This window comes from Mycolicibacterium sarraceniae (genome assembly GCF_010731875.1).
Taxonomy (GTDB): Bacteria; Actinomycetota; Actinomycetes; order Mycobacteriales; family Mycobacteriaceae; genus Mycobacterium; species Mycobacterium sarraceniae.
Genome location: NZ_AP022595.1, coordinates 397,073 through 422,945 on the forward strand (window position 1 = coordinate 397,073; position 25,873 = coordinate 422,945).

26 protein-coding genes and 1 pseudogene are annotated in these 25,873 nt (G+C 66.7%); 18 read left to right on the top strand and 9 right to left on the bottom strand.

The genetic code is table 11. The features are described from left to right. Position 1: 1 nt before the first annotated feature. The 5 genes from G6N13_RS02155 (at position 2) to G6N13_RS02175 (ending at position 4,123) form a co-directional block, all read left to right on the top strand. The gene (locus tag G6N13_RS02155; protein ID WP_163694616.1) at positions 2-898 is read left to right on the top strand and encodes a sulfurtransferase; all 897 of its coding nucleotides are present in this window, start codon (positions 2-4) and stop codon (positions 896-898) included. Further along, the gene (locus G6N13_RS02160; protein ID WP_163694617.1) at positions 895-1,314 is read left to right on the top strand and encodes a SufE family protein; all 420 of its coding nucleotides are present in this window, start codon (positions 895-897) and stop codon (positions 1,312-1,314) included. Before G6N13_RS02155 ends, G6N13_RS02160 begins: the two co-directional genes overlap by 4 nt. Before the next feature lie 246 nt (positions 1,315-1,560). Beyond that, positions 1,561-3,360, top strand: a complete 1,800-nt coding sequence (locus tag G6N13_RS02165) for an acetyl/propionyl/methylcrotonyl-CoA carboxylase subunit alpha (RefSeq protein ID WP_163694618.1) — start codon at positions 1,561-1,563, stop codon at positions 3,358-3,360. Positions 3,361-3,525: 165 nt separating this feature from the next. After that, positions 3,526-3,795 (top strand): DUF1707 SHOCT-like domain-containing protein, encoded by a 270-nt coding sequence (locus G6N13_RS02170; RefSeq protein ID WP_235677903.1) that lies wholly within the window; start codon positions 3,526-3,528, stop codon positions 3,793-3,795. A gap of 1 nt (position 3,796) precedes the next feature. Then, positions 3,797-4,123, top strand: coding sequence for a hypothetical protein (locus G6N13_RS02175; protein ID WP_163694619.1), 327 nt, complete (start codon positions 3,797-3,799; stop codon positions 4,121-4,123). Here G6N13_RS02175 and G6N13_RS02180 read toward each other — a convergent pair. Next, positions 4,107-4,286 (bottom strand): glycosyltransferase family protein, encoded by a 180-nt coding sequence (locus G6N13_RS02180; protein ID WP_322789293.1) that lies wholly within the window; start codon positions 4,284-4,286, stop codon positions 4,107-4,109. The genes G6N13_RS02175 and G6N13_RS02180 overlap by 17 nt on opposite strands. Before the next feature lie 207 nt (positions 4,287-4,493). Here G6N13_RS02180 and G6N13_RS02185 point away from each other — a divergent pair, with 207 nt between their 5' ends. Next, positions 4,494-4,868 carry an STAS domain-containing protein gene (locus G6N13_RS02185; protein ID WP_163694620.1) on the top strand — a complete coding sequence of 125 codons (375 nt, stop codon included), beginning with the start codon at positions 4,494-4,496 and terminating at the stop codon, positions 4,866-4,868. Here the strand turns inward: G6N13_RS02185 and G6N13_RS02190 are convergent. Continuing rightward, positions 4,863-5,651: pseudogene (locus G6N13_RS02190) on the bottom strand (RNA polymerase sigma factor SigF); the annotation flags it as partial. The gene G6N13_RS02185 and the pseudogene G6N13_RS02190 sit on opposite strands and share 6 nt — an antisense overlap. Beyond that, positions 5,648-6,085 carry an ATP-binding protein gene (locus G6N13_RS02195; protein WP_163694621.1) on the bottom strand — a complete coding sequence of 146 codons (438 nt, stop codon included), beginning with the start codon at positions 6,083-6,085 and terminating at the stop codon, positions 5,648-5,650. The gene G6N13_RS02195 and the pseudogene G6N13_RS02190, both read right to left, overlap by 4 nt. Positions 6,086-6,787: 702 nt before the next feature. On the opposite strand from G6N13_RS02195, the gene G6N13_RS26040 reads away from it, so the two are divergent. After that, positions 6,788-6,970, top strand: a complete 183-nt coding sequence (locus G6N13_RS26040; RefSeq protein WP_163694622.1) for a Rho termination factor N-terminal domain-containing protein — start codon at positions 6,788-6,790, stop codon at positions 6,968-6,970. Positions 6,971-7,095: 125 nt separating this feature from the next. Here G6N13_RS26040 and G6N13_RS02205 read toward each other — a convergent pair whose 3' ends face one another. From G6N13_RS02205 to G6N13_RS02215, 3 genes are read right to left on the bottom strand one after another with little or no spacing between them, the layout of a single operon-like run. Beyond that, the gene (locus G6N13_RS02205; protein WP_163694623.1) at positions 7,096-7,779 is read right to left on the bottom strand and encodes a sensor domain-containing protein; all 684 of its coding nucleotides are present in this window, start codon (positions 7,777-7,779) and stop codon (positions 7,096-7,098) included. 10 nt (positions 7,780-7,789) lie between these two features. After that, entirely contained in the window at positions 7,790-9,124 is a 1,335-nt protein-coding gene (gene lat / locus G6N13_RS02210; RefSeq protein ID WP_163694624.1) for an L-lysine 6-transaminase, read from the bottom strand. A gap of 48 nt (positions 9,125-9,172) precedes the next feature. Continuing rightward, entirely contained in the window at positions 9,173-9,646 is a 474-nt protein-coding gene (locus G6N13_RS02215) for an Lrp/AsnC family transcriptional regulator (protein WP_163694625.1), read from the bottom strand. 26 nt (positions 9,647-9,672) lie between these two features. On the opposite strand from G6N13_RS02215, the gene hglS reads away from it, so the two are divergent. From hglS to G6N13_RS02235, 4 genes are read left to right on the top strand one after another with little or no spacing between them, the layout of a single operon-like run. Beyond that, positions 9,673-10,917, top strand: coding sequence for a 2-oxoadipate dioxygenase/decarboxylase (gene hglS / locus G6N13_RS02220; protein ID WP_163694626.1), 1,245 nt, complete (start codon positions 9,673-9,675; stop codon positions 10,915-10,917). After that, the gene (amaB, locus tag G6N13_RS02225; RefSeq protein ID WP_163694627.1) at positions 10,914-12,461 is read left to right on the top strand and encodes an L-piperidine-6-carboxylate dehydrogenase; all 1,548 of its coding nucleotides are present in this window, start codon (positions 10,914-10,916) and stop codon (positions 12,459-12,461) included. The genes hglS and amaB overlap by 4 nt, the downstream gene beginning before the upstream one ends. A 40-nt stretch (positions 12,462-12,501) precedes the next feature. After that, positions 12,502-13,149: a TetR/AcrR family transcriptional regulator gene (locus G6N13_RS02230; RefSeq protein ID WP_163694628.1), complete on the top strand. Its 648-nt coding sequence runs from the start codon at positions 12,502-12,504 to the stop codon at positions 13,147-13,149. Next, the gene (locus tag G6N13_RS02235; RefSeq protein ID WP_163694629.1) at positions 13,146-13,388 is read left to right on the top strand and encodes a hypothetical protein; all 243 of its coding nucleotides are present in this window, start codon (positions 13,146-13,148) and stop codon (positions 13,386-13,388) included. Before G6N13_RS02230 ends, G6N13_RS02235 begins: the two co-directional genes overlap by 4 nt. Position 13,389: 1 nt before the next feature. On the opposite strand, the gene G6N13_RS02240 is transcribed toward G6N13_RS02235, so the two are convergent. Together G6N13_RS02240 and G6N13_RS02245 are read right to left on the bottom strand one after the other, a co-directional pair. Further along, positions 13,390-14,490, bottom strand: a complete 1,101-nt coding sequence (locus G6N13_RS02240; protein WP_163694630.1) for an epoxide hydrolase family protein — start codon at positions 14,488-14,490, stop codon at positions 13,390-13,392. Next, positions 14,487-14,750, bottom strand: a complete 264-nt coding sequence (locus G6N13_RS02245) for a hypothetical protein (protein WP_163694631.1) — start codon at positions 14,748-14,750, stop codon at positions 14,487-14,489. The genes G6N13_RS02240 and G6N13_RS02245 overlap by 4 nt, the downstream gene beginning before the upstream one ends. Before the next feature lie 51 nt (positions 14,751-14,801). Here G6N13_RS02245 and G6N13_RS02250 point away from each other — a divergent pair, with 51 nt between their 5' ends. From G6N13_RS02250 to G6N13_RS02275, 6 genes are all read left to right on the top strand, one after another. Then, the gene (locus G6N13_RS02250) at positions 14,802-15,170 is read left to right on the top strand and encodes a heme-binding protein (protein WP_163694632.1); all 369 of its coding nucleotides are present in this window, start codon (positions 14,802-14,804) and stop codon (positions 15,168-15,170) included. A 22-nt stretch (positions 15,171-15,192) separates the two neighbouring features. Further along, positions 15,193-15,408, top strand: coding sequence for a ferredoxin (locus G6N13_RS02255; protein ID WP_163694633.1), 216 nt, complete (start codon positions 15,193-15,195; stop codon positions 15,406-15,408). Next, positions 15,405-16,817 carry an NAD(P)/FAD-dependent oxidoreductase gene (locus G6N13_RS02260; protein WP_163694634.1) on the top strand — a complete coding sequence of 471 codons (1,413 nt, stop codon included), beginning with the start codon at positions 15,405-15,407 and terminating at the stop codon, positions 16,815-16,817. Before G6N13_RS02255 ends, G6N13_RS02260 begins: the two co-directional genes overlap by 4 nt. A gap of 9 nt (positions 16,818-16,826) precedes the next feature. Next, complete coding sequence (locus G6N13_RS02265; RefSeq protein ID WP_179965061.1) at positions 16,827-18,101, top strand: cytochrome P450; 1,275 nt, start codon at positions 16,827-16,829, stop codon at positions 18,099-18,101. 21 nt (positions 18,102-18,122) lie between these two features. After that, positions 18,123-18,974 carry an ATP-binding protein gene (locus G6N13_RS02270; protein WP_179965062.1) on the top strand — a complete coding sequence of 284 codons (852 nt, stop codon included), beginning with the start codon at positions 18,123-18,125 and terminating at the stop codon, positions 18,972-18,974. A gap of 188 nt (positions 18,975-19,162) precedes the next feature. Then, entirely contained in the window at positions 19,163-23,686 is a 4,524-nt protein-coding gene (locus tag G6N13_RS02275) for an ATP-dependent helicase (RefSeq protein WP_163694636.1), read from the top strand. 95 nt (positions 23,687-23,781) lie between these two features. Here the strand turns inward: G6N13_RS02275 and G6N13_RS02280 are convergent, their stop codons facing one another. Then, positions 23,782-24,006, bottom strand: a complete 225-nt coding sequence (locus G6N13_RS02280; RefSeq protein ID WP_163694270.1) for a hypothetical protein — start codon at positions 24,004-24,006, stop codon at positions 23,782-23,784. A gap of 460 nt (positions 24,007-24,466) precedes the next feature. Here G6N13_RS02280 and G6N13_RS02285 point away from each other — a divergent pair, with 460 nt between their 5' ends. Further along, positions 24,467-25,873, top strand: coding sequence for an HNH endonuclease signature motif containing protein (locus G6N13_RS02285; protein WP_163694637.1), 1,407 nt, complete (start codon positions 24,467-24,469; stop codon positions 25,871-25,873).

Consider the following 25,873-nt stretch of genomic DNA (forward strand, 5'->3'; position numbering starts at 1 on the left):
CGTGCCGCTTGCTGCAGATCCCAGCCCCGTCCTGAAGGACTACGCCCACCCCGAACGCCTCGTCACCGCCGACTGGCTGTCGGCGCATCTGGGTACGCCCGGACTGGCCATCGTGGAGTCCGACGAAGACGTGTTGCTCTACGATATCGGCCACATCCCCGGCGCGGTCAAGGTCGACTGGCACACCGACCTCAACGACCCCCACGTGCGGGACTACATCAACGGCGCACAGTTCGCCGAGCTGATGAACCGCAAGGGCATCTCCCGCGACGACACCGTCGTGATCTACGGCGACAAAAGCAACTGGTGGGCGGCCTACGCCCTCTGGGTGTTCACGCTGTTCGGTCACCAGGATGTCCGGCTGCTCAACGGCGGACGGGATCTGTGGATCTCCGACGGCCGCGACACCACCCTCGACGTGCCGAACAAGACCGGCACCGGCTATCCGGTCGTCGAGCGCAATGACGCTGCCATCCGGGCTTACAAGGACGATGTGCTTGGCTGCCTTGGCCATTCGACGCTGATCGATGTGCGGTCGCCGCAGGAGTACACCGGCGAGCGCACCCACATGCCGGACTACCCCGAAGAAGGTGCGCTGCGCGGCGGCCACATCCCCACCGCGGTGTCGGTGCCGTGGGCCAAGGCCGCCGAGGACAGCGGCCGGTTCCGCAACCGCGCCGAGCTGGAGGAGGTCTACTCCTTCGTCGAGCCCGGCGACGACATCATCGCCTACTGCCGTATCGGTGAACGGTCCAGCCACACCTGGTTCGTGCTGACCTACCTGCTCGGCATCCCCGGTGTGCGCAACTACGACGGCTCCTGGACGGAATGGGGCAACACGGTACGGGTGCCGGTCGTCGCAGGCGCTGAACCGGGATCCGTGCCCGGAGCCTCATGACGGTGCCCGCGCCGCTGGCTGAGGTCGTGTCCGACTTCGGTGCGGTGCAAGGTCAGGACAAGCTCAAGCTGCTGCTGGAGTTCGCCGACGAGCTACCGGCGTTGCCCTCCGACCTCGAAGAGGCGGCCATGGAGCCGGTACCGGAATGCCAGTCACCGCTCTTCCTGCACGTCGACGCCTCCGATACCGAGCATGTGCGGCTGTTCTTCAGCGCACCGGCCGAGGCGCCGACCACGCGTGGCTTCGCCTCGATTCTGGCGGCCGGGCTGGACGGCCAGTCGGCCGCCGATATCTTGGCGGTACCCGACGACTTCTACTCCGAGCTGGGCCTGGCGGCCTTGATTAGTCCACTGCGGCTGCGTGGCATGTCGGCGATGCTGGCGCGGATCAAGCGCCGTCTGCGGGCCACGACGTAGCGGAGGTCTCCGTGCTTCGCCGGAGTGACGCCAGTGGCCTCGATCGACTGGTGGCAGGGACGCGGTACGTGGGCTGTCTGGAGAATGCCATCGTTCCGCCGGCGGGCCGCGCTGGGGGCACCCATCGGCGCAACTTACTCATTAGTAGGGGTACCAGCTGATTCGTGTCTAAGCGGCGCCGCCTACACTGCCGTGCGAACCTATTTTTAAAGAACGTTCTTAAGATCACGTGAAGCAGGAGGCGCGGTGCCCACTCAGACGCCAAGTCAGACCATCTCCAAGGTCCTCGTTGCCAACCGCGGTGAAATCGCGGTCCGGGTGATCCGGGCGGCCCGGGACGCGGGATTGGCCAGCGTGGCGGTTTACGCCGAACCCGACGCCGACGCACCACACGTGCGGCTCGCCGACGAGGCGTTCGCGCTGGGCGGTCAGACCTCCGCGGAGTCCTACCTGGACTTCGGCAAGATCCTCGACGCCGCAGCCAAGTCCGGTGCCAACGCGATCCACCCCGGCTACGGATTCTTGAGCGAGAACGGTGACTTCGCCCAGGCCGTCCTCGACGCCGGGCTGATCTGGATCGGGCCGAGTCCGCAGTCCATTCGCGACCTGGGTGACAAGGTCACCGCCCGCCATATCGCCGCCCGCGCCCAGGCGCCGCTGGTGCCAGGCACCCCTGACCCGGTGAAGGACGCCGACGAGATCCTGGCCTTCGCCAAGGAACACGGCCTGCCGATCGCGATCAAGGCGGCGTTCGGTGGCGGCGGTCGCGGTATGAAGGTCGCCCGCACCATCGAAGAGATCCCCGAGCTGTTCGACTCGGCGACCCGCGAAGCGGTCTCCGCCTTCGGCCGCGGCGAGTGCTTCGTCGAGCGCTACTTGGACAAGCCGCGCCACGTGGAGGCGCAGGTGATCGCCGATCAGCACGGCAACGTGGTGGTCGCCGGCACCCGCGACTGCTCGCTGCAGCGCCGCTTCCAGAAGCTGGTCGAGGAGGCCCCGGCGCCGTTCCTGACCGACGCACAGCGCAAGGAGATCCACGAGTCGGCCAAGCGCATCTGCAAGGAGGCCGGCTACTACGGCGCCGGCACCGTCGAGTACCTGGTCGGTCAGGACGGCCTGATCTCGTTCCTCGAGGTGAACACGCGCCTTCAGGTGGAACACCCGGTGACCGAGGAGACCTCGGGTATCGACCTGGTCCGCGAGCAGTTCCGCATCGCCAACGGCGAAAAGCTGGACATCACCGAGGATCCCACCCCGCGTGGTCACTCCATCGAATTCCGGATCAACGGCGAGGACGCCGGCCGCGGCTTCCTCCCGGCACCCGGCCCGGTCAACAAGTTCGAGCCGCCGACCGGCCCAGGCGTGCGCCTGGACTCCGGTGTGGAGAGCGGTTCGGTGATCGGCGGACAGTTCGATTCGATGCTGGCCAAGCTGATCGTCACCGGCGCCACCCGCAACGAGGCGCTGCAGCGGGCCGCCCGCGCTCTGGACGAGTTCACCGTCGAGGGCCTGGCCACCGTCATCCCGTTCCACCGCGCGGTGGTCAGCGACCCGGCCTTCATCGGTGACGACAACGGTTTCACGGTCCATACCCGTTGGATCGAGACCGAGTGGAACAACACCATCGAGCCGTTCACCGGCGGTGGCCCGGTCGACGAAGAAGAAGCCCAGCCGCGACAGAAGGTCGTCGTCGAGGTTGGCGGCCGCCGCGTCGAGGTGTCGCTGCCCGGTGACCTGGCTCTCGGCAACGGCTCCGGTCCGGCCGAATCCAGCGCCATCCGCAAGAAGCCGAAGGCCCGCAAGCGTGGCGCGCACGGCGGCGCTGCCGCCTCGGGCGACGCGGTGACCGCGCCCATGCAGGGCACCGTGGTGAAGGTGGCGGTCGAAGAAGGTCAGACCGTGGCCACCGGCGATCTCGTCGTGGTGCTCGAGGCCATGAAGATGGAGAACCCGGTGACTGCGCATAAGGACGGTGTCATCACCGGGCTGGCCGTCGAGGCCGGTGCCGCGATCACGCAGGGCACCGTCCTGGCCGAGATCAAGTAAGAGGTCTACGCGCGAGGCGTCGGTTCTGATCCAGAATCTGTCGTTGGGGCTGACGCCCGCGCTGAGCTCGAGGTCGTGAGGCGCTGCTGAGCACGGCGGTGCCCAGGGAGACGACGACGCCTTCCCCGGCAACCCTGACTTTCATGCATCCAGCATGATGTTCTGGTGACCGAGGATCCAGACCGGGTGCGGATCGGCACTGCCGAACGCGAAGAAGCCATGGGGTTGCTCAGCCGGCAGTTCTCCGAGGGCCGGCTCAACCCCGACGAATTCTCCGAACGCAGCGCGGCGAACGCCGCCGCAACGACCGGCGCCGATCTCGAGCCGGTCTTGGCCGACCTGCCGGCCAGACCCGGTGCGGCCACGGCCTCGGGCATCGAACGCGCCAGGGCCTGGCTGACCCTTCCGATCCTCGGCATCCTGCTCTACCGCTGATATGGATCCCATCGAAATCAACGCTGGCACTTGGTATTTGCGCGCACTGCGCGCCGACGAACGCATCGATGACACACCCTCGCTTGCCGATCTCGGCGAGACAGATCCGGATTACGTGAGCACGTGCGCGGCGAACTGGGCCGCCGAAACCGGCTATTCGTGGGCGGTGTGTGAACCGACGACCGGCGAACTGCTGGCCGAGGTCACGATCGATCCGCTCAGCGCTACCCTGTCGACACGCGCCAGGCCGGGCCACGACGAGGCCGCTGCGGTCGCCGCGACCGCGGTGCGCCGGTTCGCCGCCGCGGCTCTCAATCTGACGGTGTAGGCGTATCGATGTCGACCACCACGTCGTCGCACGCCCCCTCGTCAAAAGCGGCCACCGCCACATTCAGCCATTTACCTTGAGCGGCAGTGACTTTAGGCATTCCGTACCGGACACCTGCGCCCGCGGCAAGCAGTACGCCGGCTATCTGCAGGCGCGTCGTCATGTATCCAGCGTGACGGGCGCGCCAGCAAGTCTCTGAGGATTATTAGAACCGGCCGCTTGAGGTGCACCACGCACCGCAGCTGGGCGTAGTGTTTGCAAGCAGGTTGAGCTAACAGCCGCCCGGAACTACGTCAAAGACTACGGGCCTACCCACTTGCCCCTCTGGCGTGATCCACAGTACGAATACTCGTTCACTGATGGAGTCACCATGTCTGTCACCCACACCACCGCACGCTTCACCACCCATTGGCGCGACGACACCGTCGGGATCCTCATTGTGGAGGGCGAACTTGATGCCTCCAACTCTGCGGCCTTCGCCGACCTTGTCGACGAGTGCGCCGCCGCGGGCTCACACCTCGTCCTCGATCTGAGCCCGCTGAAGTTCTTCGGGACAGCCGGTTTCTCGGCCCTGCACACCATCAACGTCCGATGCGCCAATGCCTCAGCGGGCTGGGCGATGGTCACTGGTGCTGCGGTATCCCGACTGCTGCGGGTTTGCGATCCCGACCACACGCTGCCGGTGGTCGAATCCGTCCCCGCGGCCATCGAGCTGCTCGACGGCGAACCCCGCCGGCTGCTCTAGCTGGTCGCGGAGCCGCGCTAGCGATTTGGCGAGCAGGCGCGAGACGTGCATCTGTGAGATGCCGACGCGCTCGGCGATCTGAGTCTGGGTGAGCGACTCGAAGAACCTCAGCAGAAGCACGGTCCGTTCCCGCTCTGGCAATTGTTCGAGCAGCGGACGCAGCGCTTCCCGGTTCTCGATCTGATCCAGGCTCAGGTCGACATCGCCCAGGGTGTCCAGGATCGCAGGGGCATCCTCGTCGCCGCCGCCGCCACCGCTGTCGATCGACAGCGTGTTGTACGAACTGCCGGCGACCAGGCCCTCGATGACCTCTTCGCGCTCCATCTCCAGTTCCTCGGCCAGCTCCGAGGCGGTCGGTGCGCGGCCAAGCCGCTGGGACAGCTCCGATGTCGCCGCACCCAGCTGCAGGTGGAGTTCTTTCAGCCGGCGCGGCACTTTGACCGACCAGCTGTTGTCGCGGAAGTGCCTGCGCACTTCACCCATGATCGTGGGCACTGCGAAAGACACGAAGTTCGAACCGGTCTCGACGTCGTAGCGAATGACGGCATTGACCAAGCCCACGCGGGCCACCTGCACCAGATCATCGCGGGGTTCCCCGCGGCCGTCGAATCGCCGGGCGATGTGGTCGGCCAGTGGAAGGCACCGCTCCACGATGCTGTCTCGGTGGCGCTGGTGTTCTGGTGAGTCAGGGTCGAGTTTCGCCAGGTCGCGGAACATGTCCGGGACGTCGGCGTACTCCGAGTCCGTCCGTCGCGACGGACTATCCGAGGCTCGGGAAGTCACCGCCCGGAGCCCGCCCGCCTCGTGGTCAAAGTGATGCCGAAAACCTGCCCGTCGCTACCGGGTTCATGACCATTGTGGAAAGTCTGCACATCGTCGGTCAACGAGCTCAGCACGTGCCAGCTGAAGCTGCCGGGGGACACCACGTCGGAGGTGTCGCACGTCGTCGAGGCCTCGACGACGACCACGTCGTCCTGCGCGTCGACCACAACCACCAATGTCGCCCCTGGCGACGCTGAGCGGATGAGTCTGGTGCAGGCCTCGTCTACCGCCAGCCGCAAATCGGCGACGGCATCGAAATCCAGGTCTTCGAACGTGCCGACTGCGCCGACCACGGTGCGCAGCACAGCAAGGTTCTCCAACCTGGCAGCAACCTTCAACTCGACAGCGCTGACACCACGTTGCGTCACGCTACCTCGACTTTCGGCATCGTTCATGTGGCCTCCTGGCAATGTCGAGCCGACATTACTCCAGGTGCTATCCGCGATCGTGTAGTGACCGGGTCGGCGTGCACAGCAATGCCCAGGAAATCGTCGCCATGGTGGCGTGTGCGTACCACCGACCGCCAACGACCAAACCTCGCGATCGCACATTCTCGTTCGCCCGACAGTGCGGGTGCTCACTGCTTGGGCACCTCGCTCGGTGCATCACGTAGCTGGACGCCACGGCCATCGCCGTCATGGTCAGAGCGCCCGCATGGAATTGCGGACTGACGCCGGCAGCCAGACCGCCGTCACGGTCTCCGGCCGGTCGCCGACGAACAACTCGATCGCGCCGGTATGACGATCACCACTTCCGTTCCAGCACAGCGATTATCGCGATCGGGGCGGTGTCCAGACAAGCGTTTTTGCTTGCGCTACCGTAAATTTGGGCCTCGGCGCGGCTCACTGATCGAACAATCAGGTTCCTATCCGATGAATTTGACGATCATGACCGACGACCAACGATCCCTCGCGTGCCGGCTCCGATTGACGACGCGCGTACCTTCGGCGGCCGACAATCCAGACTCACAGGGACAACGCCAGGTCATCGAGGGATCAGATCTGGACTAGTCTCAATAGTTAGCCAGTGTGTGATCCGATGCCCCCCGGGGTACAAGTCCCACCGAGTAACAGCAACCTCAGCAAAGGGGGTAGGAGATGTCGAGTGCAGCTGCGGCGAGATCCGATGTCGACGACATTCGGTTCTTTCGGCCCAGTCGGTCCTGCGCCTACGAGGGCTGGACCCTCCCTGAGCTCAAGAAGCGGGCGAAGCAGCTTGGAATTTCCGGGTATTCCGGGTTGAGCAAGGAAAATTTGATCTCACTCATCCGAAGTTATTGACGGAGCCGATGTTTCATTGGCCGTGCGATTCTCAATTCATCGGGATCAGCGTCATCCCGCTCGAGATGAGCGGGGTCACGCTCGCTGCATGTTTGCTATTTGCCCGCTCAGGGCGGTCGTAAAGGTCAGCGACCGGAGAGTTCCCAGATGCTCGCCGACATCTGGTCGGTCATCCGCGTCACGGTGACCTGACCGCCGTCGTCGCCCTGGCACGCCATCGCTTGCACGATGGCGTTGTTGCGCAGCCTGGCCTCCGCGTGGCAGGTCCAGTTGAACGGAATACCGATTTGCTGCTTGTTCCAGCGCACGGTGTCGGCGGTGATGTCGGGGACGGTGAACTTCCACGCGGCGTCTCCGCCGGTGCTCAAGGCACGTTGGCCGTCACACGCCTTGGCGTTCTTGGTGCCGGTCATGAACTGGCTGGCCGCCGACGCCGCCTCGGGGTAAATCGCGACGGCCTCGGCAACGACGTGGTCATGCCGGTCGCCATCGGTGAACAGCATGACGTGCAGTCCCAGCCATTCGTCGCCGAGAAACGCTGCCATGCCGGCGGCGTCGAGCGCCGAACAGGCGGGCACCGCAGAGGATCCAGGAATGGGCCGGGTCTGGTCGGCGTCGACCTGGAGTTTCACCCCGACGATGTCGTGCAGCGCAGCCGGGCCGATCAGCACCTGCTCGGTGTCGTCGGCGCGCAGCGGTTTGATGCCCTGCGCCGGATTGGACACCGCGGTGCCGCCGACCGTCTGCGCGCACCCGGCGAGCATCACCGCCGCCGCACCGAGGACGCCGAGCACCGGGGGCAGCCGCATGCCCCGAATGCTAGACCGCCGCGAGCAATACCTCTCTCAGGATGGCCAGCGCGCGGTCGATCTCCGAGCGTGTCACGGTGAGGGCCGGGCGAAACCGCACACTGTCCGGGCCGCTGCCGAGCATGATCACGCCACCCGCCCACAGCGCGTTGAGCGCTGCATCGCGGCGTTCGGCACTGGGCAGGCTGAAGGCGCACATCAATCCCCGCCCCCGCACATCTGCGACCTCGGGGAACACCGACGCCAGGTCACCCAGCCCGGCACGCAGGTAGGCACCCATCTCGTCGGCATTGGCGAACAGGCCGTCGGCCTCGATGACTTCGAGGATCCGCCGCGAGCGCACCATGTCCACGAGATTGCCGCCCCAGGTCGAGTTGATCCGGGAGCTGACGGTGAAGACGTTGTCGGCGATCTCGTCGACCCGCCGGCCGGCCATGACGCCGCACACCTGTGTCTTCTTCCCGAATGCGACAACGTCTGGGGTGAAGCCGAGCTGCTGGTAGGCCCACGCGGTGCCGGTGATACCACAGCCGGTCTGCACCTCGTCGGCGATCATCAGTGCGTCGTACTCGTCGCACAGCGCGCGCATTGCGGCGAAGAACTGCGGGCGGAAGTGCCGGTCGCCGCCCTCACCCTGGATGGGTTCGGCGATGAAGCAGGCGATGTCATGGGGGTGGGCTTCGAACGCCGCGCGGGCCTGCCGCAGCGATTCACCTTCCAGCACCGCCATATCCGCATCGGGGCGAAGGTAGGGGGCGTCGATGCGTGGCCAATCGAACTGGGGGAAACGCGCCACCTTGAGGGGGTCGGTGTTGGTTAGCGACAGCGTGTAGCCGCTGCGCCCGTGGAAAGCGCCCCGCAGGTGCAGGACCCGGGCGCCGAGCGCGGGGTCGATCCCGCGGGCCTCATTGTGTCGGCTCTTCCAGTCGAATGCCACTTTCAGGGCGTTCTCCACGGCCAGGGCGCCGCCGTCGACGAAGAACAGGTGCGGCAGGTCGGGATCGCCGAGCACCCGGGCGAACGTGTCGACGAAGCGTGCCATCGGCACGGTGTAGACGTCGGAGTTGGACGGCTTGTTGATCGCGGCCCCGGCCAGCTCGGCGCGGAACGCGATGTCATCGGCCAGTGCGGGATGGTTCATACCTAGCGCCGAGGAGGCAAAGAACGTGAACATATCGAGGTACCGCGCGCCGTCGCGGGCGTCGACCAGATACGAGCCCGACGATCGGTCCAGGTCGAGGACCAGGTCAAGTCCGTCGGCCAGAATGCTGCGGGCCAGGACCTTACGGACATCCACGGGTTCGACAGCGCTGGATACGTCGTCTCGCGACAAGAGTTCCGTCATAGCCGGAGTCTATCGTAATTTTTACGATTTCTTCACGCTGTGATTGAATTATTCCGGTAGCAAGACCCGTTCACTGTAAAATGTATTGAGGATGATGGTGCTGCGAGTGCGTACGTTGGCGGCGGTCCGGATCTGTTGCAGCAGGCCCTCGAGCGCCCGCGGCGACTCCACGCGGACGAATAGGACGTAGCTCTCCTCCCCGGCCACCGAATAACACGCCTCGATCTCGGCGATGTGTTCCAGCCGGGCGGGGGCATCATCGGGTTGGGAAGGATCGAGAGGGGTGATGGCCACGAACGCCGACAGCAGGTGCCCGAACGCCTCGGGATCCACCCGGGCGCTGTATCCGGTCACCACGCCGCGGGATTCCAGCCGTCGCACCCTCGATTGCACCGCCGAGACCGACAGCCCGGTGGCCGCCGCCAGCTCGGCCAGCGTCGCCCTTCCGTCCACGACGAGCTCACGCACCAGCGTGCGATCGATCTCGTCGAGGCCGTGGGTGGCCTCCGCGCTGTCCGCCATCGCCGCAGACTATCGGAGCGTGTTTGATGACCGCACCTGATGTCGCGACCTGGCAGCTGCGGGCCCGCTTCGCCGCGGCGCTATCGGCGATGTACGGCAACGAGGTTCCGGCCTACACCACGCTCGTCGAGGTCAGCGAGGCCGTCAACCGCGACTATGTGGCCACCCATCCACAGGCCCAGCGGCTCGGCTCGATCGAGCGGGTCACCGCCGAACGTCACGGTGCGATCCGGGTCGGCACGCCGGGCGAATTGACCGATGTCGCAGATCTTTTCGCCGCGTTCGGGATGTACCCGGTGGGCTATTACGATTTGCGCGAGGCCGCCTCACCCGTGCCGGTGGTATCCACCGCGTTCCGGCCGGTGGATGCCACCGAGTTGGCGCGTAACCCGTTCCGGGTCTTCACTTCGATGCTGGCCACTCGCGACGGCCGGTTCTTCGACGCCGACCTGCGCCGGCGGGTCGACGAATGCTTGCGCACCCGAACCCTGTTCGATCCCGATCTGATCGCCGCCGCCCGCCGGATCGCGGCCGGCGGCGGCTGTGCTGCCGACACCGCGGCGGACTTCATCACCCGGGCGGTGGCGGCGTTCGCGCTGTCGTCCGAGCCAGTCGACCGGGCCTGGTATTCCGAGCTGACCGCCGTTTCGGCCATCGCGGCCGATATCGCCGGGGTGCCCACCACCCATATCAACCACCTGACCCCTCGGGTGCTCGATATCGACGACCTGTACCGGCGGATGACCGAACGCGGGATCACGATGATCGACGCGATCCAGGGCCCACCACACAGTGGCAGGCCCAATGTTCTGCTGCGCCAGACCTCGTTTCGTGCGCTCGCCGAGCCGCGACGCTTCCGTGAGCCCGACGGCGCCGTGACCGACGGCACATTGCGAGTGCGGTTCGGTGAGGTGGAGGCGCGGGGGGTGGCCCTGACCCGCAAAGGCCGTGAACGCTACGACGCCGCGATGGCGTGCACCGATCCGGCCGCGGTGTGGGACGACTACTTCCCCACCTCCGATGACGAGATGGCCTCGCAAGGGCTGGCCTACTACCATCGCGGCGACCCGTCAGCGCCGGTGGTGTACGAGGATTTCCTGCCCGCATCGGCGGCTGGGATCTTCCGATCCAATCTCGACGCCGACACCGAAGCCGCCGCCGTGGCAGACGAATCCGGCTACGACATCGACTGGATGGCCGGCACGATCGGCCGCCGAATTCACGACCCGTACGACCTCTACGACGCGACCGCCCAGGAGGCCCCCGCATGAGCACCACCACCGTCACCTCGCTGCCCACCGCCGCGGACCTGCGCGCCGCCGTGCGCGCCGCATTCGATGCGATCGGCGCCCACGCCGACCTCGCCGAGCCGGGCGGGCACGGCCTGCCTGCGAGCACACCGGTGACCGGTGACATCCTGTTCACCGTCACCGAGACCACCCCCGAACAGACGCATCTCGCGATTACCGAAGCCGCACAGGCATTTTCGAACTGGCGCACCACACCCGCACCGGTACGCGGTCAGCTGGTCGCGCGGCTGGGCGAATTGTTGCGGGAGCACAAAGCAGACCTGGCCGCCCTGGTGACCATCGAGGCGGGCAAGATCACCTCCGAGGCCCTCGGCGAGGTCCAGGAGATGATCGACATCTGCGACTTCGCGGTTGGGTTGTCGCGTCAGCTGTACGGGCGCACCATCGCGTCGGAACGACCGGGGCACCGGCTGATGGAAACCTGGCATCCGATCGGGGTGGTCGGGGTGGTGACCGCCTTCAACTTCCCGGTGGCGGTGTGGGCGTGGAACACCGCGATCGCGCTGGTGTGCGGGGACACGGTGGTGTGGAAGCCCTCCGAGCTCACCCCGTTGACTGCGATCGCCTGTCAGGCGCTGATCGAGCGGGCCGCCGCCGACACAGGTGTGCCGGGTCATCTCAGCCGGCTGGTACTCGGGGCCCGCGAGGTGGGCGAGGCCTTGGTCGACGATCCGCGGGTGGCATTGGTGTCGGCCACCGGTTCGGTGCGAATGGGCCGGCAGGTCGGCCCCCGCGTCGCCGAGCGGTTCGGCCGGGTGCTGCTGGAACTCGGCGGCAACAACGCTGCCGTCGTAACGCCTTCTGCTGATCTGGATTTGGCCGTGCGCGCCATCGTCTTCTCGGCAGCAGGCACCGCGGGCCAACGCTGCACCACGCTGCGGCGCCTGATCGCGCACACCTCGGTGGCCGATACCCTCGTCGAGCGGATCGCTGCCGCGTACCGCACGCTGCCGATCGGCAACCCGGCCGCCGACGGGACGCTCGTCGGGCCGCTGATTCACGAAACCGCCTACCGGGACATGGTCGGTGCGCTGGAGCAGGCCCGCGCCGACGGCGGCGACGTCATCGGCGGCCAACGCCACCACGTCGACGGGGCCAGCGAGGCCTTCTACGTCGAGCCGGCCATCGTGCGGATGCCGGCTCAGACCGGCGTCGTGCATCACGAGACGTTCGCGCCGATCCTCTACGTCCTGACCTACGACACACTCGACGAGGCCATCGCATTGAACAATGCGGTGCCGCAGGGCCTCTCGTCGGCGATCTTCACCACCGACGTTCGGGAGGCCGAACGGTTCCTGGCCGCCGACGGCTCGGACTGCGGGATCGCCAACGTCAACATCGGCACCTCGGGCGCGGAGATCGGCGGGGCGTTCGGCGGCGAGAAGCAGACCGGCGGGGGCCGCGAATCCGGCTCGGATTCGTGGAAGGCCTACATGCGCCGAGCCACCAACACCGTCAACTACTCGTCGGAGCTGCCGCTGGCCCAGGGTGTGCACTTCGGCTAGGCGGGAAAACCGCTGTTGAACGTGTGTCAACATGGTCCACATGCCGGATTCACCCGCACGTCGCCGCCTCTCGCCTGATGACCGGCGCAGCGAGCTGCTCGCGCTGGGCGCTGAGGTGTTCGGCCAGCGCCCGTACGACGAGGTCCGCATCGACGAGATCGCCGAGCGTGCCGGGGTGTCGCGGGCGCTGATGTACCACTACTTCCCCGATAAACGGGCGTTCTTCGCCGCCGTCGTCCGGGCCGAGAGCGAGCGCCTGTTCGAGGCCACCAACACTGGACCAACCGACGATCAAACCCTGTTCGACCGACTGCGCACCGGCGTGCTGGCCTATATCCGCTACGACGAGGAGCATCCGCACGGCGCGTGGGCGGCCTATATCGGGATGGGGCGCACCGACCCGGTGCTGCGCGGTATCGACGACGTCGACAACGAACGCCAGATGCAGCGGATCATGGCCGCGATCACCGACGTGGTGCGCGGAGATCTGGACTCCAAGGTCGAGCGCGACCTGAGGGTGATCGTCTACTCCTGGCTGGCGTTCACCTTCGAACTGTGCCGCCAGCGGGTCCTCGACCCGTCCGTCGACGCCGATCATCTGGCCGAGCAGGGTGCCCACGCGCTGCTCGACGCCATCAAGCGAGTGCCGAACATCCCGGCCGCACTGATCGAAGCCGTCGACGCATGAGGATCAAAGCCGGCGACCTGACCCAGGAACACGTCGGGAAATTCGTGAGCATCCACGACCCGGAATCCGGTTACGTCTACGCGGCCAAGATGATCCGCATTGAGCGCCGCGAAGACGGGAAGTCGCCGGGCGTCTCCATCTGGCTGGAACACCCGTCGCTGCCCTCGGGCCGCCGCGCCCGCGGCGGACTGGCCCACGTCCGCTTCGACCAGGAATTCGAACTGGTCGACACGACCTGATTCAGCGCAGCGTCGCGAAGAACGCGCGCACATCCTCGACGTACAACTCGGGCTGCTCGAACGCGCCGAAGTGCCCGCCGCGCGGCATATCGGTCCAGCGTGTGACGTTGTAGCTGTTCTCGCACCAACTGCGCGGTGGACGCATGATCTCCTTCGGGAACCGCGCAATCCCGGTCGGCACCTCGACCTTGCCCCGGGTACCGAAGCGTCGGAAGCTCTCCCAGTACAGCCGGGCCGAGGAGGTCGCGGCATTGGTGACCCAATAGATCATCACGTTGTCGAGCAGTTCGTCACGGGTGAGCACGTTCTCGGGATGCCCGTCGCAATCGGTCCACCCCCAGAACTTCTCCACGATCCAGGCCAGCTGACCCACCGGGGAGTCGGCCAGTCCGTAACCGAGTGTCTGTGGGCGGGTGGACTGCTGCTTGGAATAGCCGGCATCCCACTTCGCGTAGTACTCCCCCGCGACCAGCGCGTCCTTCTCTTCGTCGGTGGGGTTATCCAGACCGCCGCTGGGAAAAGCCACCGGCATATTGGTGTGGACACCGATGCATCCGCCGCCGTTGCGGCCGATCTGCGTGGTGACCGCCGCACCCCAGTCGCCGCCCTGGGCGCCGTAGCGCTGATAACCCAACCGGCCCATCAGGGTGTCCCACGCTTGGGCGATCTTCTCGATGCCCCAACCCGTCGAGCTCGGTTTCCCGGAGAAGCCGTAGCCCGGAAGCGATGGGCACACCACGTGGAAATCCGCGGTCAGCGGTTCGATCACCTTGGTGAACTCGACCACCGAGCCGGGCCAGCCGTGGGTGATGATCAGCGGTAGCGCATCGGGATTCGACGAGCGCTGATGAATGAAATGGATATCCAGGCCGTCGATTTCGGTGACGAACTGGTCGAACCGGTTGAGCGCGGCCTCGCGCTGGCGCCAGTCGTATTCGTCGGCCCAGTAGGCGGCCAGTTGACGGGTGTAGTCCAGCGGGATGCCCTGGGACCAGTCGTCCACACACTCGCGTTCGGGCCACCGGGTGCGGGCGAGCCGGTCCCGCAGATCGGCGAGCACCTCATCGGGTACGTCGATCCGAAAGGGACGGACTTCTGTCACCAGAAGCCGAAGGCCGGGAATCCGTAGAACGGCTCCTCACCGGCGAACTGCTGCGGCGTCGAGTCCAGTTCGACGTTTCCCGGCGTCTCGCACTGGGTGGTCTGTCCACCGGAAATCGAGCTGCCATCGAAGGTTTCGCAATTGGGCAACGGTGCGGTGTTGATCGTGGTGTCGGCACCCGCGATCGGTGCGGACAGGACCGCGGCCGCAACGCCGATCCCGGCGACGGGCAGAAGCAACAACTGGCGAATCGGCGACATGAACTGTCCTTTGGGTCGGGTAGCGCAATCGTACCCATTAGACTGCGCCGCATGACGTCTGCAACTCGTTCTCTTGGCCGCGCCGCCTCGATCATGCTGGTGACCGGTGGCGTCCTTCTCGGCGCGACGGGAACCGCAAGCGCCGAACCGATTCCGGGCTGCACGGCCGGTGACGTCACCGCGGTGGCAACGGGCGTGTCAGCGGGGATGACGACCTATCTGTTCACCCACCCCGACGTCAACGACTTCCTGACCAGCCTGCAGGGGCTGTCGAAGTCCGACGCCAAGCAGAAGACGAAGGACTACCTGGCTGCCAACCCGCAGGTGCGCGACGAGCTCAACGCCATCCGCCAGCCCGGTGTCGACCTGCGTAACCGCTGCAACATCCCGTTGAAGGCTGAAATAGCCAGCGTCATTTGACGGACCCGTCTAGTGTCCGCTCATGCGGCTGGTTGTCGATCTCAACAAGTGCCAGGGGTATGCCCAGTGCGTGCCACTGGCCCCGAAGGTTTTCCAGCTCCTGGGTGAAGAAGCCCTGGCTTATGACCCCAACCCGGACGATTCCCAACGCCAGCGAGTGCTGCGCGCGGCGGCGTCCTGCCCGGTGCAGGCGATCATCCTGGAGGTCGATCCGCCCGCGGATCGGGACACCAAATGAATCCGGGGGCGCGGGGCGCCTATTCCTTCGATGAGATCCTCACGAAGTTCCGGGCCGAAGGCCGGATCGCTATCGTAGGCGCTTCTGTGGCCGGGCTGCGTGCGGCGGAAGCCTTGCGGGAGAAGGGGTTCAACGGCTCACTGACCATCGTCGGCGACGAACCGCACGAACCCTACGATCGCCCGCCGCTATCCAAACAGGTACTCAAGGGCTGGGTTCGCGCCGACCACACCAAGCTGCCGCGGCTGCGGCCGGTGAACGCCGACTGGAAACTGGGGGTGGCCGCGGTCGGCCTGGACCGGATCAACCACATCGTCAGGCTGGCCAACGGTGAGAACGTCGAATACGACCGGTTGTTGATCGCCACCGGAACCCGAGCGCGGCCCTGGCCCAACCCGGCGGAGGGTAGCTTGGAAGGTGTCTTCACCGTGCGCACCGTGGAGGACGCCGCAGGTCTGGCCGCCGCACTCAAGGCCCGCCCCAAGCGTGTGCTGATCGTGGGTTCCGGGTTCGTCGGCTCGGAGATCGCCTCGGTGTGCCGGGATCTCGACCTGCCTGTGACAGTGGCCGAACGTGGCAGAGGCCCGCTGATGGGGGCGCTGGGCGGGGTGATCAGCGAGATCGCCGCGGGCATGATGCGCGATGCCGGGGTGGACCTACGCACCGGCGTGGCGGTGCAGAACCTCTCGGGCGACGACACAGGACACGTACGCCAGGCACATTTGTCTGATGGCACCGTCATCGACGTCGACGTCGTGGTGGCCTCGCTCGGCTCCATCCGCAACGTCGAGTGGCTCGAGGGTGCCGGGCTGGCCGCGGGCCAGTGGGGTGTCGGCTGCGACGCCGGCTGCCGGGCGTTCGACATCAACGGCGTCGTCACCGATCACATCTTCGTCGCCGGCGATGTCGCCCGCGCCCCGCATGTGCTCTACGACTACGAATTCATGTGCCAAGAGCATTGGGACAATGCCGTTTTCGGCGCCCAAGTGGCCGCCAACAATATGATCAACCTCGAAGTCGGGCGGGTGCCACACCTGCCGCTGCCGTCATTCTGGTCGGGCCAGTTCGGCGTCAACATCAAGAGTGTCGGGGTGTGCTCCTACGGTGACCAGATCGTCTTCACCCAGGGTTCGCCATCGCAGCGTCGTTTTGCGGCTGCCTACGGCAGGCGCGGCCGCATCGTCGGCGCGGTGACCTTCAATCACGGTAAGTGGTTGCCCTACTACGCATCGCTGATCGAGAAGTCCGCACCGTTCCCTCCCCCTCCCCCCGGCTACGACCGGCCGGCGAACGCCGAGGTGATGCCGGCGCGTTTCCCCGATCCGCGCGAGCCCGCGGGTAATCCCGATGTCGTGCTGACCGGTCACGACCCGACTTCGCGTGGTGCCGAATTCCGGCCCCGCGCTTAAGGAGTGAGCATGGACGCCGCAACCGCCTGGGCCGAGGCGATGAAGTTCGAGAACCGGCCGAATCCCTACCCGTACTTCGAGGAGTTGCGCAAGACACCGGTGGCCAAGGTCTCGGACAAGACCTACGTCGTGACCGGCTATCCGGAAGCGGTTGCGCTGTCACATGATCCGCGGATCAGCGCCGACATCAGCCGCAGTCCGTCGGGACTGTTCGGCGAGAAACCGGCCCAACTCGAGCCCGAGGAAGCCGCCCAGGCCCGGGACCTGAGCATGCTGGTGTCCGACCCGCCCGACCACGACCGCATGCGCCGTCAGTTCATGCGTCACTTCGGTCCGCCGCACTCCCCAGACCTGATCCCGAGCATGGAAGGCATGGTCGCCGACCTGGCAAACGGGCTGCTCGACAAGGTCGGTGAAAGGGCCAAAGTCAGCGGCTCCCATCGGATGGATGTCGTCGAAGATTTTTCCTACCCAATCCCGGTGTCGGTGATCTTCCGCGTTCTGGGGGCACCGATGGCAGACGAAGCGATGTTCCACGGCTGGGTGACGGATTTCATGCAAGGCGCGGACGTGGGACCCGAGCGCGAAACCGAAGACGGCCGGGCCGCCGCGGCAAAGGCCGCAGCGAGCATGGCCGAATTAGGTTCCTACCTCCATGATCTCGTCGAGCGTGTGAGCCGTGAGCCGGCACCGGGCCTGCTGTCGGCCGCGCTGCATGACGACGGTCCCGACGGACCGGTGTCGAAAGCGGTGGCAGAGTCCAACGCCTCGCTGCTCCTGGTCGCCGGCCACGACTCGACGGTCAATACCATCAGCAATTGCGTGATGACGCTGCTGCGCAATCAAGGTTCGTGGGACCTGGTGCGAGACAACCCCGAACTGATCCCGCGCACCATCGAGGAGGTGCAGCGTCTCCAGGGGGCGGTGCAGTTCTTCCCGAGCCGGTGGGCAACCGCGGATATCGAGATCGGCGGAACCCGGATCCCGGCCGGGTCCGCGGTGTTCCTGGTCTGGGCGGCTGCCAACCGCGACCCGCGCCGGTTCGACAACCCGGACCGTTTCGACCTGACCAGGAAGGACAACGAGCACCTCGGCTTCGGCAGCGGAATCCACACCTGCTTCGGCGGACCGCTGGCCAGGTTGGAGATCAACGTCGCCCTCGAGATCTTCCTGCAGCGGGTACGTTCCCCACGGCTGGTGGTCGACCCGCCGCCGTATCGGCACAATCAGGTGTTCCGGGGACCCCAGCATTTGTGGGTGGATTTCGCCTCGATCGCCCCCTAGCAGAAGCGTTACGCTTGCCGAATGCGCCTGTCGTGGCCACTGATCGGCCGCACCGAGCAGATGAGAACCATCGAGTCTGCGATCGCGGCCCCCAACGTTGCTGGTGCCGTTGTGTCGGGAGTGGCCGGCGTCGGCAAGACCCGCATCGCGCGGGAGGCGTTGAGCTTCGCAAAATCGCGGGGTTTCGAGGTCAGGTGGATCGTCGGTTCGTCCTCAGCCCGTTGCATTCCGTTGGGCGCATTCGCCGCCTGGACCCGGCCGGGAGCCACCGAAACCGTCCAGCTGGTGCGCGGCGTCATCGACTCCTTGGTGGTGCCGGGCGCCGGTGCTCGAGTGGTACTGGCCCGCGGCGAGGAGGCCGACGCGGTGCTCGGCGCGGTCGACTCCGACCAGCTCACCGACGTCGAGCGGGCACGACTGGCGTTCCTGCGGGCCAGCAATATGCTCTGGGCACTGGGAGATCCACAAGCCGCTGTTCGGGCCGCCGATGAGCTTGTTCTCGCCGACCTGCCTCCCGTCGTGGGCGCCGAGATCGGGTGGGCGCTGACCGTCATATCGGGTGAGGCAGGCCGGACAGCTGACGCGGAAGCGTACGCACAGGCCGGATACCTCGCCGCCACACGTCGCTTCGATGCACCGCAGATGCGGCTCAACATCGCCGACGCCCATCTCACGGTGCTGTTGTTGTCCGGTCGGGTGCGCGAGGCTGTCGCGGTGGCTCAGGATGCGGGCCAGCGTGGGGACGACCTTCCCGGCGACGCTCAGTTACTCGGAGCCGCGGTGGCCGGCCGGGCCGCTGTGGGCGCCGGACAACTCGCTACCGGGTGCGGGCTGTTGAAACACGCCACATCCGGGCTGTCGGCGGCAGCCTGAGCCCAGGCGATATGGCCGTCATAGCCATGCGCTTCGGCCATGGCGCGGTGGCGACAGACCAGGTCACGGAATTCAGGGCCGGCGCGAGCCCGTGCCAGCAACGCGCGCAGCCGCAACACTGATCCAGTGATCCGTCAATACATCCGGTCTATACCGGCCGTGTCGGTACCCCCTGGCACCCTGGAGTCGTGAGTCCCGCAGATCCTCTTGCCCGGTTCAGTCCGCTGACCCGGCGCTGGTTCACGGGCACGTTCGCCGAGGCGACCCCTGCCCAGAAATGCGCGTGGTCAGCCATTGCTGACGGCGATAACACGCTGGTCATCGCGCCTACCGGGTCGGGCAAGACACTGGCCGCGTTTCTGTGGGCACTAGACCGGCTGGCCCATGAAGAGGGCACCGGCACCCGCGTCCTGTACATCTCCCCGCTCAAGGCGCTGGCCGTCGACGTCGAACGCAACCTCCGTACCCCGTTGACCGGTATCACCCGCATCGCCGAGCGCGACGGCGACCCGGCACCGCAGATCAGCGTCGGGGTCCGCTCCGGCGATACCCCGCCGGCCCGGCGCCGCGAGCTGATCACCAAGCCACCCGACATCCTGATCACCACACCGGAGTCGCTGTTCTTGATGCTGACCTCGGCGGCCCGCGAAACGTTGACCGACGTGCAGACCGTGATCGTCGACGAGGTCCACGCCGTCGCAGGTACCAAACGCGGCGCGCATCTGGCGGTGTCGCTGGAGCGGCTCGACGCGCTACTGGAGACCCCCGCGCAGCGCATCGGGTTATCGGCGACGGTCCGCCCGCCCGAGGAGGTGGCCCGGTTCTTGTCGGGGACCAGGCCGACCACCATCGTCGCCCCGCCGGCGACCAAGACCTTCGAGCTGACCGTGCAGGTACCAGTACCCGATATGGCCAACCTGGAGAACAACACGATCTGGCCCGATGTCGAGGCTCGCATCGTCGACCTCATCGAGGCACACAACTCGACGATCGTGTTCGCCAATTCCCGGCGCCTCGCCGAACGACTCACCTCCCGTATCAACGAGATTCACGCGGAGCGCTCCGGTATCGAACTGGCGGCGCCACCCAACCGGCAGGTGCCAGGCGGGCCGCCCGCCCACATCATGGGCAGCGGCCAAACCTACGGCGCTGAGCCGCTACTGGCCCGCGCGCACCACGGCTCGGTGTCCAAGGAGCAGCGCGCCATCGTCGAGGACGACCTCAAGAGCGGGCGGCTCAAATCGGTGGTGGCGACCTCGAGCCTGGAACTCGGGATCGACATGGGCGCGGTTGATCTGGTGATCCAGGTCGAGGCCCCACCGTCAGTGGCCAGTGGGCTGCAGCGTATCGGCCGGGCCGGGCACCAGGTCGGTGAAATATCGCGTGGCGTGCTGTTCCCGAAACATCGCACCGATCTCATCGGATGCGCGGTCAGCGTGCAGCGCATGCTGGCCGGACAGATCGAAACCATGCGGGTGCCCACCAATCCGCTCGACATTCTGGCCCAGCACACCGTCGCCGCCTGCGCCCTGGAGCCGATCAGTGCCGACACGTGGTTCGACGTCGTTCGCGGCAGTGCGCCGTTTGCGACGTTACCGCGCAGCGCCTTCGAGGCCACGCTCGATTTGTTGTCGGGCAAGTATCCGTCCACCGATTTCGCCGAACTGCGCCCGCGGCTGATCTATGACCGGGACACCGGCGCGCTCACGGCGCGGCCGGGTGCGCAACGGCTGGCGGTGACATCCGGCGGGGCCATCCCGGACCGCGGTGCGTTTACCGTATACCTGGCCACTGACTCCGAAAAGCCCTCCCGGGTAGGTGAACTCGACGAAGAGATGGTGTACGAGTCACGGCCCGGCGATGTGATCTCGCTGGGTGCGACCAGTTGGCGAATCACCGAGATCACCCATGACCGGGTGCTGGTCATCCCGGCACCGGGGCAGCCGGCCCGACTGCCGTTCTGGCGTGGCGATGACACCGGCCGCCCTGCCGAGTTGGGCCAGGCGATCGGCAAGTTCACCGGTGAGCTGGCCAGCCTGGGGCGCGAGGATTTCGATAAGCGCTGCAACGATTTGGGTTTCGCCGACTACGCCACCGATAACCTGTGGCAACTGCTCGACGACCAGCGCTCCGCAACCGCGACGGTGCCCAGCGACACCACCCTGATGGTGGAGCGGTTCCGCGACGAACTGGGCGATTGGCGGGTGGTGCTGCACTCACCGTACGGTTTGAAAGTGCATGGGCCGCTGGCGCTGGCGGTCAGCCGGCGGCTGTTGGAGCGTTACGGTATCGACGAGAAACCCACGGCGTCCGACGACGGAATCGTGGTGCGCTTGCCCGATACCGAGGATGCCCCGCCCGGGGCGGACCTGTTCGTGTTCTCCCCCGAGGAAATCGAGCCGTTGGTCACCACCGAGGTCGGCGGGTCAGCGCTGTTCGCGTCGCGGTTTCGCGAGTGCGCGGCCCGGGCGCTGCTGCTGCCCAAGCGCAATCCCGGTAAGCGCTCACCGCTGTGGCATCAGCGTCAGCGCGCGGCCCAATTGCTCGATGTGGCACGCAAATACCCCGATTTCCCGATCGTGCTGGAAGCGGTGCGGGAATGCCTGCAGGACGTCTATGACGTTCCGACGCTGATCGAGCTGATGGGCCGAATCGCCCAGCGCCGGGTGCGGTTGGTGGAGGTCGAGACGCCGATGCCGTCGCCATTCGCGGCGTCACTGATGTTCGGCTACGTCGGGGCGTTCATGTACGAGGGCGACAGCCCGCTGGCCGAGCGCCGCGCGGCTGCGCTGTCCTTGGACAGCACCCTGCTGGCTGAGCTGTTGGGCCGCGTCGAGCTCCGCGAACTGCTCGACCCGGACGTCATTGCGGCCACATCGCGCCAGCTGCAACATCTTTCCGAGGATCGCAAGGCCCGCGACTCGGAAGGAGTCGCCGACCTGTTGCGGCTACTGGGTCCGCTGACCGAGGCCGAGATCGCGCAGCGTTGCACCGCCAGCGATGTTGGCGGGTGGCTTGCCGGTCTACATGCCGCCAAACGCGCGCTGCCATTGACGTATGCCAGCCAGTCGTGGTGGGCCGGTATCGAGGACATCGGCAGGCTACGGGATGCGGTCGGTGTCGCGGTACCGGTGGGGGTGCCGACGAGTTTCACCGAATCGGTGGCCGATCCCCTCGGCGAGCTGATGGGCCGGTTCGCCCGCACGCGCGGACCGTTCACCACCGCCGAGGCTGCCGCCCGGTTCGGGCTGGGCCTGCGGGTCGCCGCCGACGTACTCGGCCGAATGGCTGTGGACGGCAAGCTGATTCGCGGTGAGTTCGTCGCCGCCACTGATGCAGACCAGTGGTGTGACGCCGAGGTGCTGCGCATTCTGCGTCGCCGCTCGCTGGCCGCGCTGCGCGCCCAGGTCGAGCCGGTCAGTCCGGCCGCCTACGCCCGCTTCCTGCCGGCCTGGCAGCAGGTCGGCAGCTCCGCCGCGTCCGGCCTCGACGGCTTGGCCACGGTGATCGACCAGCTGGCCGGCGTACCGTTGCCGGCCTCGGCGGTCGAACCGTTGGTGTTCGGGCCGCGAGTGCGCGACTACCAGCCGGCGATGCTCGACGAGCTGCTGGCCTCCGGTGATGTCATCTGGTCGGGGGCCGGCTCGATCTCGGGCAGCGACGGCTGGATCGCGTTCCACCACGCTGACACCGCACCGCTGACACTGACAACCCCTTCCGAGATCGACTTCACCGACGCCCACCGGGCCATCCTCGAAGTCCTGGGCGAGCCGGGCGAGGCGCGTGGCGCGTTCTTCTTCCGGCAACTGGCGGGGGCCGAGGAGACCGTCAAAGCCGCTCTGTGGGAACTGATCTGGGCGGGCTGGGTCACCGGCGATACGTTCGCCCCGGTGCGAGCGATGCTGGCCGGTGGCCGCAAGCCCGGCACCCGCCGGCCGGCCGCGCCCGCACATCGGCAGCGGCGCGCACCACGGCTGAGCCGGTACTCGGTGACACACCCGCAAAGCCGAGCGATGGATTCGACGGTTGCCGGGCGGTGGTCGGCGCTACCGGTTTGTGAGCCCGATTCGACTGTGCGGGCGCACTTCTCAGCCGAAATGCTGCTGAATCGGCATGGCGTGTTAACCAAGGGTGCGGCGGCTGCCGAGGGCGTGCCGGGTGGGTTCGCGATGTTGTACAAGGTCCTGACCGGGTTCGAAGAGGCCGGGCGCTGTCAGCGGGGCTATTTCGTCGAGTCGCTGGGCGGGGCGCAGTTCGCGGTGGCCTCGACGGTCGACCGGTTGCGGACGTATCTGGACGGGGTGGATCCGGAACGCCCGGACTATCGGACGGTCGTGCTGGCCGCAGCCGATCCCGCCAATCCGTACGGCGCGGCGCTGCCATGGCCTTCTCGCGCGGATGCCGATGCCGGCCATCGGCCTGGGCGGAAGGCGGGCGCGCTGGTGGTGCTGGTGGACGGCGAGCTGGTGTGGTTCCTGGAGCGCGGTGGCCGTTCGCTGGTGAACTTCAGCTCTGACGCGGAAGCGCAACGGGCCGCGGCGGGCACACTGGCCGAGCTGGTGGGCAGTGGCCGCATCGGCGGCGTACTGGTCGAAAGGCTCGATGGGGTATCGGTGTTGGAGGTGGGCGGGCATCCGGACCGGAAGGCGACGGCCGAGGCGTTGGTCGACGCCGGCTTCTCCCGCACTCCGCGGGGACTGCGGCTGCGCTAGTTGGGATCGGCGGCCGGCCGGACGCAGTGCGACTACTGGGGGCATGAAGATCGCGTGCATCATGGCGGGCCTGCTTCTCGCCACAGCCGGATGGTTCACGCCTGCTGCGCATGCCGACATCGAATTCGAATGCAAGCCGGGACGCCGCCGCTCTCGACAACCCCGGACCGGCCGTCATGCGGCGACTCGCTGCCACCGAGGCCGCCGTTGGCGCCCAGGAAGGTCACGAAGGTGATCGACAGCTCCTGGGTGGGCCAGAACAGGATGGCGACGGGAGCGTTCCGGCGAAGGGCACCGCGCTTGACCGCGTGGACGGTCATCGGGCCATCTCCCGTTCCTCCGCTTCGAACATGCTGCTCGCCTCGTCCCGCACGGCCTCGGATGCCCGCCCGACCAGCTCTCGGAATTCGGGGGCGGTGACGATCGAGCGGTCCCGAGGGCGGTCCAGATGGACGGCGCGAAACCCAGTACCCCGAGCGCAAGGCCACCGACGGAAGGCCGGCGTCTGCGCCTGCTCGGTCGCCCAGGTACCGGGCTTCGCCCTGCCACCGAAACTCTCGCCGCGGAAAGGATACTCACGAGAGTCCTCCCCTGACGTCGGATGATCGCGAGCATCGACCCTGTTGGGCGCAGTGCTGCCGACGTGGGCCCCGACATCGTCATGCGGAGTCATGCGGATCGGATAGACCGCGCAACGGTAAGGATCATGTCGACGAAAAGAGCTCAAGTCGACGGCGGCTCTGCCGAAAATTGTCGTTGGGCAGGAGTAGCATCGCACACATGTTCGAGGAATTGAACGACCTCGGCCTACTGGACGAGATGCGCCGGGGGCAGCGCAGTGAACGGGCGGGGATCGCCCGTCGCGTGCTGGCAGCAGGCCGGCTGTGTCAGCGCCGGATGAGTGGGGTCGATGCGGCCGAACGTTCCCAGTGGTGTATCGACAACTGGGAGGCGGTCGCCGCTGAAGTGGCTGCGGAGCTCGGGATCAGCCGCGGCCGCGCGTCCTCTCAGATGGACTACGGCCTACAGCTCATCGAGCGGCTACCCAAACTGGGCACGCTGTTCGCCTCCGGCGCGATCGACTTTCGCATCGTGATCGCCGCGGTGTTCCGCACCGGGCTGATCCGCGACTCCGACACGCTCGCCGCCGTCGATGAGCAGCTCGCGGATGCTGCAGACCGGTGGAATGCATTCTCGCGGAAAAGAATCACCGAGATCATCGACTGGTTCATTCAAGAACTGGATCCCCATGCCGTGCGCACCACCCGCGACGCCGACGACGACCGTCACGTCGAGGTCGTGCCCGGCCAGGACGGGATGGCCGAGATTTGGGCCCGTGTTCGAGCGACGGACGGGGCAGCATTCGACCGGCGGCTGGATCAACTCGCCGCGACGGTGTGCCGTGACGACTCCCGAACTGCCCGTCAGCGCCGAGCTGACGCCGTGGGCGCGGTGGCCGCCGGCACTTCGACGATGAATTGCGATTGCGGTTCCGACGAGTGCCCCTCTCGATCGGAGGCAGGCAGCGAGCCCGGGCAGATAGTTATCCATCTGCTGGCCGAAGCCAAGACTGTGTCCGGCGAGGGAACCGCTCCGGCGCTATTGCCTGGCTACGGTGCAGTTCCCGCCGACACGGTGCGGGTCTTGGCGGCACGAGCCACGCTGCGACCGGTGATCGGCGGCAAGGAGCTGAGCGCCGAACCGCACTACCGCCCGTCGCCCGCCTTGGCGGAGTTCATCCGCTGCCGCGACCTGACGTGCCGGTTCCCCGGGTGCGATCGCCCGGCCGAGGTCGCCGATATCGACCACACAGTGCCCTACCCGTTTGGGCCTACGCATCCGTCGAACCTGAAACTGCTATGCCGAGCGCATCATTTGTTAAAGACCTTCTACTCTGGCCCCGGCGGCTGGGCCGACCGTCAATTACCCGACGGCACGGTGATCTGGACCTCCCCGTCGGGGCGGATTTACACCACCAAACCCGGCGGCTCACTGTTCTTTCCGCAACTCTTCGACCCCACCGGGGAGCTGAACCTGCCAGACCCACCGGTCCAGGAACACGAGCCTGGGCGCGGGTTGATGATGCCGGCCCGCCGCCGAACTCGATCCCAAGAGCGGGAGTATCGGATCCGCTGGGAACGCGGGCGCAACGAAGCCAGGGCCACGGCCCATCCGCCACCCTTCTAG